Source organism: Pseudomonas sp. LAP_36, from assembly GCF_019456785.1.
Taxonomy (GTDB): Bacteria; Pseudomonadota; Gammaproteobacteria; order Pseudomonadales; family Pseudomonadaceae; genus Aquipseudomonas; species Aquipseudomonas tritici.
In genome coordinates this window covers 1,008,137-1,021,014 of sequence record NZ_JAHZMS010000002.1, presented here as the reverse complement: position 1 = coordinate 1,021,014, position 12,878 = coordinate 1,008,137, and the positions used below count along the sequence as shown (strand labels likewise).

The window sequence follows — 12,878 nt, the reverse complement described above, 5'->3', positions numbered from 1 at the left end:
GGAGGGCGGTACGATGAATAGCAATACACTGTGGTTGATCGCCCGGCGCGTCGGCGCCGGGGCCGTGACCTTGTTGATCGTGTCCATGGTCGTGTTTGCGATCACGGCGGTACTGCCGGGGGACGCGGCGCAACAATCCCTCGGCCAGTTCGCGACCCCTGAGCAGGTGGCGGCACTGCGCCTGAAGCTGGGGTTGGACCAGCCCGGTGTATTGCGGTACCTGCACTGGTTGATGAGCCTGCTCACCGGCGACATGGGCGTGTCGGTCTCCAACGAGATGCCGGTGGGTGAACTGATGGCCGGTCGCGTGCCTAACACCCTGATGCTGGCGGGCGCCACGGCACTGGTCTCGGTGCCGGTGGCGCTGGTACTCGGTATCGGCTCGGCGATGGGCCGGGGCGGGCGCATTGACAGCTGCCTGAGCTTTGTCACCCTGGCCATGGTCGCGGTGCCGGAGTTCCTGGTGGCGACCCTGGCGGTGCTGATCTTCGCGGTCAACCTGGGTTGGTTGTCGGCACTGTCTTACGCCAGCGACATCACCTCGCCGCTGCAATTCATGCGTACCTATGCGTTGCCGGTGATGACGCTGTGCTGCGTGATCGTCGCGCAAATGGCGCGCATGACCCGCGCCGCCGTGATCGACCAGCTCGACAGCCCCTACGTGGAAATGGCCCGGCTCAAAGGCGTCAGCCCCATACGCATCGTGCTGCGCCATGCCCTGCCCAATGCGATCGGGCCGATTGCCAATGCCATCGCCCTGAGCCTGTCGTACCTGTTGGGCGGGGTGGTGATCGTCGAAACCATCTTTAACTACCCCGGCATTGCCAGCTTGATGGTCGATGCCGTGACCAACCGTGACATGGCGCTGGTGCAAGCGTGCACCATGTTGTTCTGCGCGGCCTACCTGGCGTTGGTGCTGCTCGCCGACCTGTGCGCAATCCTGTCCAATCCGAGGCTGAGAAACCAATGAACCCGCTCATTGCGAAATCCAAGCCCGCGTCCTCCGCCCTGGCCCTCGCCAAGGTGTCCAGCGGCCCGTCGTGGCTGGGCCTTTTGGGCGCCGTTGTGTGCGTCGCCTGGTTGCTGGTGGCGCTGTTGGGCCCCTGGCTGGCGCCACACCCCGTGGGTGAAGTGGTGTCCGATAACATCTTCGAAGGCTTCAGCCTCACTCATCCGTTCGGCACTGATTACCTGGGTCGCGACATGCTCAGCCGGGTATTGGTGGGTGCGCGATTCACGGTCGGGCTGGCGTTGGTGGCGGCGTTGTTGGCCAGTACCTTTGGCACCGGGTGTGCGCTGCTGTCGGTGGTGTCGCCCAAGTGGCTGGACGAGATCATCAGCCGCATCATGGATGCCTTTATCTCGATCCCAAGCAAAATGCTTGCACTGATCATGGTCTCGGCGTTTGGCTCGTCAGTCACGCTGCTGATCTGCACGGCGGTGATCAGTTATATCCCCGGCTCGTTCCGCGTTGCCCGCAGCATGGCGGTCAATATCGAGGCCCTGGAATATGTGCAGGTGGCGCGTACGCGCGGCGAAGGCCGTTTGTACGTGGCGTGCATGGAAATCCTGCCGAATATGCTCAACCCGGTGCTGACCGACCTGGGGCTGCGTTTCGGCTACATCGTGCTGTTGCTCAGTGGCATGAGTTTTCTCGGCCTGGGCGTGCAACCGCCAGACGCCGACCTTGGCTCGCTGGTGCGCGAAAACATCGGCGGCCTCAATCAGGGCGCGCTGGCCATCATTATTCCAGCGTTGGCCATTGGCACACTGACCATCGGTGTAAATCTGTTGATCGACTACCTGTCCTCACGACGCAGTCGACGCACGGGAGGCCATTGAAATGACCCAATTGATTCGCGTCGAAGACCTGCGCGTCGTTGCTGGCGACGAAGGCAGCGAGGTAGAAATCGTCAAAGGCGTGAGCTTTTCCCTGGAAAAAGGTGAAGTGCTGGCGCTGATCGGCGAGTCCGGCTCAGGCAAGACCACCATCGCCCTGGCATTGCTCGGCTATGCACGGCGTGGCTGTCGCTTGTCCGGCGGGGTGGTGCAGGTGGGTGAACACGACATGCTCGCCCTGAGTGAAAAACAGCTGCAGGGCCTGCGTGGAAACCGCGTGTCCTATATCGCCCAAAGCGCCGCCGCCGCGTTCAACCCGGCGAAAAAACTCATCGACCAAGTGGTAGAGGGCGCGTTGATCCATGGCCTGGGCACCCGGTCCGAGTTGCAAGCCAAGGCCATCGGCTTGTTTCGTGACCTGGCCCTGCCCAATCCCGAGCGCATCGGCCGGCGTTACCCGCACCAGGTCTCCGGCGGGCAACTGCAACGGGTGATGGCGGCGATGGCGCTGATCAGCGACCCGCTGCTGGTGGTGCTCGACGAGCCGACCACCGCGCTGGACGTGACCACCCAGATCGACGTGCTGCGCGCATTCAAACGCGTGGTGCGCGAGCGTGGCGCGACGGCGGTGTACGTGTCCCACGACCTGGCCGTGGTTGCGCAAATGGCCGACCAGATTGTGGTGCTCAACGGTGGGCAAATCCTCGAGCAGAGCGCCACCGCGCCGCTGCTCAAGACCCCGGCCCATGAGTACACACGCAGTCTGCTGGCCGCCGCGCGGCCGGATACCACCATTCGCCCGCCTTGCGGGATTGCCGAAGACGTACCGCTACTGACCATCAGCGGCCTCACCGCCGGTTACGGCAACAAGAACATGCAGGGCATGCCGGCGATTCGGGTGCTGGAAGACATCGACCTGACGGTGCGTCGCGGCCAGGCCATCGGTGTGATCGGTGAGTCGGGCTCCGGCAAATCCACGCTGGCGCGTGTGGTCGCGGGGCTGTTGACCCCGGCCATCGGTGGGCTGACGTTTGACGGCCAGCCGCTGGGCGGCAGCCTGTCTGAGCGTACCCCGGAGCAATTTCGGCGCATCCAGATGGTGTTCCAGAACGCCGACACCGCCCTCAACCCGATGCACAGTGTGGCGACCATCCTCAGCCGCCCGCTGAAGATGTATTTCGGCCTCAAAGGCGCAGCGCTACAGGCGCGTATCGGCGAACTGCTCGACCTGGTGCGGCTGCCGCGCACCCTGGCTGAACGTCGGCCCAATGAACTTTCCGGCGGGCAAAAACAACGGGTCAACCTGGCCCGCGCGCTCGCCGCCAAGCCTGACCTGATCCTGTGCGATGAAGTCACCTCGGCCCTCGACACCGTGGTCGGCGCGGCGATCCTCGAACTGCTGCGCGACCTGCGCCAGCAACTGGGTGTGTCCTACCTGTTTATCAGCCACGACATCTCCACCGTGCGCGCGCTGTGCGATGACATCGTGGTGATGTACAGCGGCCACAAGGTGCAGGCCGGCAGCCGGCAGTCGTTCGCCGAACCACCGTTCCATCCGTATACCGACCTGTTGATTCACTCGGTACCCGAGTTGCGTCAGGGCTGGCTGGAAAGCCGCGCCACCACCTGCGCGACACTGCCGCCGATTGGCGAGCGGGCCAACGTACCGGAACTCTGCACCTTCCTCAGTCGCTGCCCGGTACGGGTCGACGGCCTGTGCAACCGCACCGCGCCGAACCGCCGCACCCTGGACAACGGCGGTGAAATTCTCTGCCACCACGACAGCGCCCAGCTGCTGAACACCCAGCAGGGCGTCACGACCATGACCTTGGGAGCGTATGCATGAAAGGGCGTTTTGTGAGGCTGGCCGAGCAGGGCCGGCCGACGGTCAGCCTGACCGTGGATGGCGCACCGGTCGAAGCCTTGCAAGGCGATACCTTGATGGTCGCGCTGCTGACCCAGGGCAACGCCTTGCGCCAATCGGAATTCGACAGCGGGCGCCGCGCCGGCTTCTGCCTGATGGGCGCGTGCCAGGATTGCTGGGTGTGGACCCGCAGCGGCGAACGCCTGCGGGCTTGCTCCAATGAGGTCCGTGACGGACTGGACATTGTCACCACACAACCGGAGGCGACATGGCCACTGCACGGGTAATTATTGTCGGCGCCGGGCCGGCCGGCGTTCGCTGCGCGGAAACCTTGCTGGCGGCCGGCATCAAGCCGATCGTGATCGATGAAAATCGCCGCGACGGCGGGCAGATCTACCGTCGCCAGCCAGACGGCTTTACCCGCGATTACACGACGCTGTACGGCACTGAAGCTGCCAAGGCCCAGGACCTGCACCTGAGTTTCGACCGCCTGCGCGGCGCCATCGACTACCGCCCCGACACCCTGGTGTGGAACCTCACGCCGGGGCAGTTGTGCTGCGTGAGCCAGGGCCGCCACAGCACGGTGGATTACGACGCGCTGATTCTTTGCACCGGCGCCACCGACCGCTTGATGCCCATCGAAGGTTGGCAGTTGGCGGGCACCTACAGCCTGGGCGGCGCGCAGATCGCGCTGAAAAACCAGGCCGTGTCCATTGGTCATCGCGTGGTGTTCATGGGCAGCGGGCCGTTGCTGTATCTGGTCGCGAGCCAATACGTCAAAGCCGGCGCCGAAGTGGCAGCGGTGCTCGACACTTCGCCGCTGAGCCTGCGCCTCAAAGCCTTGCCCAAACTGCTGGCGCGCCCGGCGGTGCTGTTCACCGGGATCAAGCTGCTGGCACAACTGTATCGGGCCAAGGTCGCGGTGCACCTGGGGATCAAGCCGCTGCAAGTCATGGGCGATGCGGCCAATGGCGTGATGGGCGTGCGGTTCACCACGGGCAGCGGGCGGACTGAGACGGTGCAAGCCGATGCCGTCGCGCTGGGTTACCACCTGCGCCCGGAAACCCAACTGGGCGACCTCGCCGGGTGCGCCATGGCGTTTGATCATGCGTCCAGCCAGTGGTGGCTGGCGACCGATGAGGCCGGGCGCACGTCGGTAAAGGGCGTGTATGCGGCTGGCGACGGTTCGAAAATTCGTGGTGCGGATGCCGCTGAGCACGCCGGGCGCCTGGTGGCGTTGGCACTGCTGGAAGACCTGCAGCAACCGATCAATGCCGGCCTGCGTGATGAACAACAGCAGGCCCTGGCCGTGATGGATCAATTCCGCCTTGGCTTGGCCGAAGCGTTCCCGTGGCCCAGCGAACAGGCCAAGGCGCTGCCGGACAGCGCCATTGTGTGCCGCTGCGAAATGATCAGCGCCGGTGAACTGCGCCGCACGGTGAGCGAGAAGGGCGCCTGCGAGGTTAACCGCGCCAAGGCGTTCAGCCGCGTGGGCATGGGCCGTTGCCAGGGGCGCTATTGCTCCCAGGCCGGCGCAGAAGTGATCGCCGCCGCCGCCGGTGTGCAGGTCCAGGAAGTCGGTCGCCAGCGCGGCCAGGCACCGGTCAAGCCGTTGTCGATGCTCACCGAGGAGGTGTCGTCATGAGCGTGCAAAAAGCCGATGTGGTGATTGTCGGCGGTGGCCTGATGGGCTCGGCGACCGCGTTTTTCCTGCGGCGTCGCGGGCAGTCGGTGATCCTGCTGGAGCGCGACCAGATCGGTCAGTACGCCAGCGGCGTCAATTTTGGCAATGTGCGCCGGCAAGGGCGGTTTCTCGGCCAACTGGCCCTGGCCAACCGTTCCTGGGCCTTGTGGAAACGCCTGCCGGAGCTGATCGACGATGACCTGGAGTTCATCCCCAGCGGGCATATGCGCGTGTGTTATCGCGACGATGAAATCGCCGAGTTGGAGGCCTATGCCGCCGCGCCGGAAGCGGTGCAACTGGACCTGAAAATCTATCGTGGCGCCGAGTTGCGTCAACGTTTCGGTTTTCTGGGGCCGGACGTCAAGGGTGGCTCCTACGCGCCCCACGACGGCCACGCCAACCCACGGCTGGCTGCACCGGCGTTTGCCCGGGCCGCCAAGCGCCTGGGCGCGCAGATCGAAGAGCGCACCGAAGTGGCCGAGGTTCAGAAAGTCGGCGCCGACTTCCATATCACCACCACCGACGGCCGCCAGTTCCAGGCCGCGCAACTGCTGATCACCGCCGGCGCCTGGGGCCAGAAACTCTCGGCGCAGTTCGGCGAGCCGGTACCGCTGGACACCCACGGCCCGCAAATGGCGGTGACTGAGCCGGTGCCCTATGCATTGCCAACAGTGATCGGCGTGTACACCAAGATTCCCGAGGAAGTGATCTACTTCCGCCAGATTCCCCGAGGCAATATCGTCATTGGCGGCGGCTACCGCAGCAAACCCGACATGCTTAACCGCCGCGCCTATGTGGAACCGCGCAGCATCCTCAATCAGGTCAACCAGATGCGCCGCCTGCTGCCGGGCGTAGGCAACCTGAGCATCATCCGCGTGTGGAGCGGCATCGAAGGCTACCTGCCGGATTCGTTGCCGATAATGGGTCCCAGCGGCACCGTCGACGGGCTGTTCTATGCCTTCGGTTTTTGCGGCCACGGCTTCCAGCTCGGCCCTGGCGTGGGGGATGTGATGGCCGAACTGCTCAGCACCGGCAGCACCAGCACGCCCATCGAGCCGTTCTCCATCACCCGCTTTGCGGTCCCTGCCGAACACCGGAGCCAGGCCTCATGAAACCCCGCGTCCTCGAGATTCTCAAACAACTGATGGCCTTCGACACGGTGTCATCGGAATCGAACATGGCCCTGATCGACTACGTGCGCGGCCTGCTGCTGGGCAAAGGCATCGAGTCGTTGATCGTCAAGGACCAGAGCGGCAAGAAGGCCAACCTGTTCGCCAGCACCGGGCCCAAGGATCAGCCTGGCGTGTTGCTGTCCGGGCACACCGACGTAGTGCCGGCAGCAGGGCAGGCGTGGACCTTTCCCGCCTTTGCCGCCACCGTGCAGGACGGGCGCATCTATGGTCGGGGCAGTTGCGACATGAAAGGTTTTATCGCCCTGGCCATCGACGCCATGCTCGATGCCGCCGACTACAACCTGAACCGCCCCCTGCAACTGGCCCTGTCCCATGACGAAGAGATCGGTTGCGTCGGGGTGCGGCGCTTGCTCGACGTGTTGCACCTGGCACCGATGCGACCCTTTTTGTGCGTGATTGGTGAACCGACCAATATGCAGTTTGTACTCGGCCACAAGGGCAAGGGGTCCTACCGCACTTATTGCCGTGGGCAGGAGGCGCATTCTTCGCTGGCGCCGCGTTCTGTCAACGCGATCCATGTCGCCTGCGACTTTATCGCCGCCCTGCGTGAGAGCCAGCAGCAGCTGCAACAACAGGGCGCCCAGGACCATGACTACGACGTGCCCTACAGCACGGTGCACGTCGGGCAGATTGTCGGCGGCAAGGCGCTGAACATCGTGCCCAACCTGTGCACCTTGGATTTCGAGGTCCGCAACCTGCCGGCCGACGATCTGGATCAGTTTCTGGAGCAGATGCGCGAGCGTGCCGAAGTGATCGTGCGTGAGGCGCAGAAGCTGTCCAGCGTGGCCGCCATCGAGATTGAAACCGTCAACGTCTACCCTGGCCTCGACACGCATCCCAGCGTCGAAGCGGTGCGCTTCCTCAAACAGTTCGCGGCGCCGGACACCGGCACCTCCAAGGTCTCGTTCGGCACCGAAGGCGGCCTGTTCAAGCAGCGTCTGGATGTGCCAGTGGTGGTGTGCGGGCCAGGCTCTATCGAGCAGGCGCACAAGCCCGATGAGTTTATCGAGATCAGCCAGATGGACGCCGGCGAGCGCTTTTTGCAGGGCTTGCTAGGCTCGCTCAAGGCCTAGCAGAGCCTGCCGTCCTGGGGTGAATTTCAGCACGGCACGCTGCTGTAACCGCACTTTCGGCATCCTCATCCGTGGTAGCTCCCTAGACTGGAACCTGTCTCGGATCAGGACTCGACCATGCTCAAGAATCGCTTGCAAGACCCCAGCCTGCTGGCTGAACTCGCCTACGTGGATGGCCAATGGATTGCTGCCGACAGCGGCGCCACCCTGGACGTCCGCGACCCCGCTACTGGCGGCCTGCTCGCGCAGGTCCCGGCGATGGATGCGGTAGATACCCGCCGTGCCATCGAAGCTGCCGAAAGCGCCTGGCCCGCCTGGCGTGCGCGCCCGGCGGCAGAGCGCGCGGCGCTGCTGGATCGCTGGTACCAGGCGATGCTCGACAACCTCGACGACCTCGCACTGATCATGACCAGCGAGCAGGGCAAGCCGCTCAACGAAGCGCGCGGCGAGGTGCGCTACGGTGCCGGTTTCGTCAAATGGTTCGCCGAGGAAGCGCGCCGGGTCTACGGCGAAACCATGCCGGCGCCCAGTGGCGATCGCCGCCTGCTGACCCTCAAGCAACCGGTGGGCGTATGCGCCGCCATCACCCCGTGGAATTTCCCCAACGCGATGATCACCCGCAAATGCGCACCCGCGCTGGCGGCCGGGTGCCCGATCATCGTCAAACCGTCGGACCTTACACCGCTGTCGGCCCTGGCCCTGGCGGTGCTGGCTGAGCGCGTCGGCATTCCTGCAGGGGTGTTCAATGTGATCACCGGGCTGCCCGCCGACATCGGCGCAGAGCTGACCGGCAACCCGGCGGTGCGCAAGATTTCCTTCACCGGCTCCACGGCGGTGGGCCGCTTGTTGATGCGCCAGAGCGCCGAGCACATCAAGCGCCTGAGCCTGGAATTGGGCGGCAATGCGCCGTTTGTTGTGTTCGATGACGCCGACCTGGAACAGGCGGTGGCCGGCGTGATGATCAGCAAATTCCGCAACGCCGGGCAAACCTGCGTGTGCGCCAACCGCATCCTCGTGCAAGACGGCATCTACGAGCGTTTTGCCGCGCGCCTGGTGGAAGAGGTGGGCAAGCTCAAGGTGGGCAACGGCCTGGAAGACGGCGTGACCATCGGCCCGCTGATCAACCCCGCTGCGGTAAACAAAGTGGCGCGGCATATCGACGATGCCCTCAGCCAGGGCGCTCGATTGTTGTGTGGTGCGATCCCTGCTGGCGACAACCAGTTTGTGCAGCCCACGGTACTCGGGGACGCCCATGCCGGGATGTTGCTGGCCAATGAAGAAACCTTCGGCCCGGTGGCGCCGCTGATGCGCTTTACCGATGAAGCCGACGCGCTGGCCCTGGCCAACGCGACGCCGTACGGCCTGGGTGCCTACTATTTCACCCAGGACTTGAAGCGTTCGTGGCGCTTTGGCGAGGCCCTTGAGTTCGGCATGGTCGGGCTCAATACCGGGATTATCTCGATGGAAGTCGCGCCATTTGGCGGCATCAAGCAATCGGGGCTGGGGCGTGAGGGCAGCAAGTACGGCCTGGACGAGTACCTTGAAGTCAAAGCCTTCCACATCGGCGGCTTGAACTGACAGTCAGTGAGGAGTGGTGCATGAACAAGGCATTCAGGATCGCCGCGATTGCCGGCGATGGCATTGGCAAGGAAGTGTTGCCCGAAGGGCTGCGGGTACTGGAACAGGCCGCGAAAATCTGGGACCTGAACCTGAGCATTGAGGTGCTTGATTGGGCCCACTGCGATTACTACCTGGAGCACGGGCAGATGATGCCCGAGGACTGGTTCGAGCAACTCAAGGGCTTTGACGCTATCTACTTCGGCGCGGTCGGTTGGCCAGAAAAAGTCCCGGACCATATTTCCCTGTGGGGCTCGCTGCTCAAATTTCGCCGCGACTTCGACCAGTACGTGAACATCCGCCCGGTGCGGCTGTTCCCCGGCGTGCCGTGCCCGCTGGCCGGGCGCGAGCCTGGGGATATTGATTTTGTGGTGATCCGTGAGAACACCGAGGGCGAGTATTCGTCGGTCGGCGGCAAGATGTTTGAGGGCACCGAGCATGAGTTTGTGTTGCAGGAGTCCGTGTTTACCCGGCGTGGGGTCGACCGCATTCTCAAATTTGCCTTCGACCTGGCCCAGACCCGCCCGCGCAAGCGGTTGACGGCGGCGACCAAGTCCAACGGGATTTCCATCAGCATGCCGTACTGGGATGAGCGCACGGCGTTGATGGCGGCGAACTACCCCGACGTGACGTGGGACAAGCAGCACATCGACATCCTGTGTGCGCGGTTTGTGTTGCAGCCGGACCGGTTTGACGTGGTGGTGGCGTCGAATCTGTTTGGCGACATCCTGTCTGACCTGGGGCCGGCGTGTGCGGGCACGATCGGGATTGCGCCGTCGGCGAACCTGGACCCGCAGCGGCGGTTTCCCTCGTTGTTCGAGCCGGTGCATGGCTCGGCGCCGGATATTTATGGGCAGAACATTGCCAACCCGATTGCGATGATCTGGTCGGGGGCGCTGATGCTGGATTTCCTGGGGAATGGGGATGAGCGCTATCGCGCGGCGCATGATGGGATTTTGCGGGCGATTGAACAGGTGATTGCCGAAGGGCCGATTCCGCCGGATCTGGGCGGGCAGGGCTCGACGCAGGATGTCGGGCTGGCGATCACTGAAAGGCTCGATTTCTAAGCAGAGCACGGTCAAAAATGTGGGAGCGGGCTTGCTCGCGAATGCGGTGTATCAGTCAAAGATGTACTGACTGAATCACCGCATTCGCGAGCAAGCCCGTTCCCACATTTTGATCTTCATACATCAGTAGCCCAGTGAACGATCCACTTCGCCGACCATGCGCTCGCCGCGCTCAAACCGGCGGATATTTTCCAACAACACCCCAAACGCACTCGCCGGCTGGGTCATCGCCGCAATATGCGGCGTCAGCACAATCTGCGGATGATCCCAAAACGGATGACTCGCCGGTGCAGGCTCCTCCTGCAACACATCCAACACAGCGCCACTCAACCGGCCGCTGCCCAATGCCTCCAGCAAATCCGCTTCAACCAGATGCCCCCCACGGCCCATATTGATCAACGCCGCCCCCTGTGGCAGTTGCGCAAACACGCGCCGATTGAGGATGCCCTGCGTCTGCTCGGTCAGCGGCAGCACACACAGCAGAATGTCGCACTGACTGAGAAACGCCGGCAGTTGCGCTTCTCCTGCATAACACTCCACCCCTGAAACCTGGTGCGCGCTGCGTGCCCATCCCGACAACGCAAACCCCAGCGGCGCCAACGTCGCTAGAATCTCTCGCGCCTGGGCGCCCAGCCCCATCACCCCAACCCGCCGATTCACCGCCGGTTGCAACAGGTGCGCCTGCCAGCAGCGCGCAACCTGCTGCTGGCGATAACGCAACATATCCCGGTGCAGGCTGAGCACGGCCCAGCTGGCGTATTCGCACATGCCACGGGTGATGCCCGGGTCGAGCAGGCGCGCCACCGGCAGCGCCGGCGGCAAGCGAGACAGGTCCAGTTGATCGACACCGGCCGACAGCGCAAACAGCACTTTGAGGTTGGGCAGCAATTGCGCCACATCCTCCGGGGCTGTCCAGGCGGCGAGGTACTCGACCTCTTCGGGGTTGCCGATGTCTGGCCAGGCACGCCATTCGATATCCGGGGCATGGTGGGCAAAGAGCGCCTGCCACTGTTGGCCGCGCACCGGATCAGCTTTGTAGAGCAAGGCCATGGGCATTTCCTGCTGGATAAAGGGAAGCTTCATCATCGCCCATACCCCGGCGCAGGATCTGTTGAAAGGCGGGGGCAAAACAGTTGATCCGAATTTCTCACGGGGCAAGTTCGGCTGAGTGCGTTGCCCGCAGGCCGTAATCTGAACAGCATCGCAACCACCTCCAGGTTGCCGGACTCACGATGGGAAATGCCATGAATAGCAAAGTCGACGAAACCCCTCATTTGCTCCGTCAGCGCGAGCAGTTCGTGCCCCGTGGTCTGGTGACCGCGCATCCGCTGGTGATCGACCGCGCCCAAGGCGCTGAGTTGTGGGACGTGGATGGCAAGCGTTACCTGGACTTCGTTGGCGGCATTGGCGTGCTGAATATCGGCCACAACCACCCTAAAGTCGTGGCGGCTGTGCAGGCCCAATTGCAGAAGGTGTCCCACGCGTGTTTCCAGGTTGTGGCTTACCAGCCTTATCTCGACCTGGCCCAGCGCTTGTGTGAAATGGTTGGCGGTGAGGAGGCCTATAAAGCCGCGTTCTTCACCTCCGGCGCCGAAGCGGTAGAAAATGCGGTGAAGATCGCCCGCGCCCACACCAATCGTTCGGCGGTGATCGCCTTTCGTGGCGGCTTCCATGGCCGTACGTTGCTGGGCACTACGCTCACGGGGATGAGCCAGCCTTACAAACAAAACTTCGGCCCGTTCGCGCCGGAGGTATTCCACACCCCCTACCCGAACGCTTATCGCGGGGTGACCAGCGAGGTCGCGCTCAAGGCGCTGGATGAGTTGCTGGCAACCCAGGTCGCGCCGGAGCGCGTTGCGGCGATCATCATTGAACCCGTGCAGGGCGACGGTGGTTTCCTCACGGCGCCGCCGGAGTTTCTGCAGGCGCTGCGCGCGTTGGCCGACAAGCACGGCATTGTATTGATCCTCGACGAGATCCAGACCGGCTTCGGTCGCACCGGCACCTGGTTCGGTTTCCAGCACGCCGGCATCAGGCCCGACCTGGTCACCGTGGCCAAGAGCCTGGCCGGAGGCTTGCCGTTGTCCGGCGTGGTCGGCAAGGCGCACATCATGGATGCGCCGCTGCCCGGCGGCCTCGGCGGTACCTATGGCGGTAACGCCCTGGCCTGTGCGGCGGCGCTGGCGGTCATCGAAGCGTTTGAGCACGAGCAGTTGCTGGCGCGCAGCCAAGTGCTGGGCGAGCGTTTGCGTCAGGGTTTACTCGGTTTGCAGGCGCGCTTCGCGAACATCGGCGACGTACGCGGCACCGGTTTTATGCTGGCCATCGAGCTGATCAAGAATGACCCTGAGCGCACCCCGGATGCCGACCTCAATCAACGGGTGATCGACGCCGCCCGCGCCGGTGGTTTGCTGGTGATCAAGTGCGGCGTACACCGCAACGTACTGCGCTTCCTCGCGCCGTTGGTGACCACCGAGGCGCAGGTCGACGAAGCCTTGCAGATTCTCGACGCGGCCTTGGCACGGGTCTTGAATTGAGGCT

Annotated in this window: 11 protein-coding genes; 10 read left to right on the top strand and 1 reads right to left on the bottom strand. The window is 63.8% G+C overall.

Annotated features, from left to right (window positions below; translation table 11 throughout):
* Positions 1–13: 13 nt before the first annotated feature.
* From JBO08_RS10335 to JBO08_RS10295, 9 genes are all read left to right on the top strand, one after another.
* On the top strand, positions 14–970 hold the full coding sequence (locus JBO08_RS10335) for an ABC transporter permease (protein WP_220075059.1): 957 nt from the start codon (positions 14–16) through the stop codon (positions 968–970).
* Positions 967–1,842: an ABC transporter permease gene (locus tag JBO08_RS10330; protein WP_065875922.1), complete on the top strand. Its 876-nt coding sequence runs from the start codon at positions 967–969 to the stop codon at positions 1,840–1,842. The genes JBO08_RS10335 and JBO08_RS10330 overlap by 4 nt, the downstream gene beginning before the upstream one ends.
* Position 1,843: 1 nt before the next feature.
* A complete protein-coding gene (locus JBO08_RS10325; protein WP_220075058.1) occupies positions 1,844–3,685 on the top strand; it encodes an ABC transporter ATP-binding protein in 1,842 nt (613 codons plus the stop codon).
* The gene (locus JBO08_RS10320) at positions 3,682–3,990 is read left to right on the top strand and encodes a (2Fe-2S)-binding protein (RefSeq protein WP_065875926.1); all 309 of its coding nucleotides are present in this window, start codon (positions 3,682–3,684) and stop codon (positions 3,988–3,990) included. Before JBO08_RS10325 ends, JBO08_RS10320 begins: the two co-directional genes overlap by 4 nt.
* Positions 3,972–5,348 (top strand): NAD(P)/FAD-dependent oxidoreductase, encoded by a 1,377-nt coding sequence (locus JBO08_RS10315; RefSeq protein WP_220075057.1) that lies wholly within the window; start codon positions 3,972–3,974, stop codon positions 5,346–5,348. Before JBO08_RS10320 ends, JBO08_RS10315 begins: the two co-directional genes overlap by 19 nt.
* The gene (locus JBO08_RS10310) at positions 5,345–6,499 is read left to right on the top strand and encodes an FAD-binding oxidoreductase (RefSeq protein ID WP_220075056.1); all 1,155 of its coding nucleotides are present in this window, start codon (positions 5,345–5,347) and stop codon (positions 6,497–6,499) included. Before JBO08_RS10315 ends, JBO08_RS10310 begins: the two co-directional genes overlap by 4 nt.
* Positions 6,496–7,653, top strand: coding sequence for an acetylornithine deacetylase (gene argE, locus JBO08_RS10305; protein ID WP_065875931.1), 1,158 nt, complete (start codon positions 6,496–6,498; stop codon positions 7,651–7,653). The genes JBO08_RS10310 and argE overlap by 4 nt, the downstream gene beginning before the upstream one ends.
* A gap of 117 nt (positions 7,654–7,770) precedes the next feature.
* On the top strand, positions 7,771–9,231 hold the full coding sequence (locus JBO08_RS10300; protein ID WP_065890692.1) for an NAD-dependent succinate-semialdehyde dehydrogenase: 1,461 nt from the start codon (positions 7,771–7,773) through the stop codon (positions 9,229–9,231).
* Positions 9,232–9,251: 20 nt separating this feature from the next.
* Positions 9,252–10,337 (top strand): tartrate dehydrogenase, encoded by a 1,086-nt coding sequence (locus JBO08_RS10295; RefSeq protein WP_220075055.1) that lies wholly within the window; start codon positions 9,252–9,254, stop codon positions 10,335–10,337.
* 123 nt (positions 10,338–10,460) lie between these two features.
* On the opposite strand, the gene JBO08_RS10290 is transcribed toward JBO08_RS10295, so the two are convergent.
* Positions 10,461–11,387 (bottom strand): glyoxylate/hydroxypyruvate reductase A, encoded by a 927-nt coding sequence (locus JBO08_RS10290; RefSeq protein ID WP_220075117.1) that lies wholly within the window; start codon positions 11,385–11,387, stop codon positions 10,461–10,463.
* Positions 11,388–11,581: 194 nt separating this feature from the next.
* Here JBO08_RS10290 and gabT point away from each other — a divergent pair, with 194 nt between their 5' ends.
* Entirely contained in the window at positions 11,582–12,874 is a 1,293-nt protein-coding gene (gabT, locus tag JBO08_RS10285) for a 4-aminobutyrate--2-oxoglutarate transaminase (protein ID WP_065875936.1), read from the top strand.
* Positions 12,875–12,878: the final 4 nt, after the last annotated feature.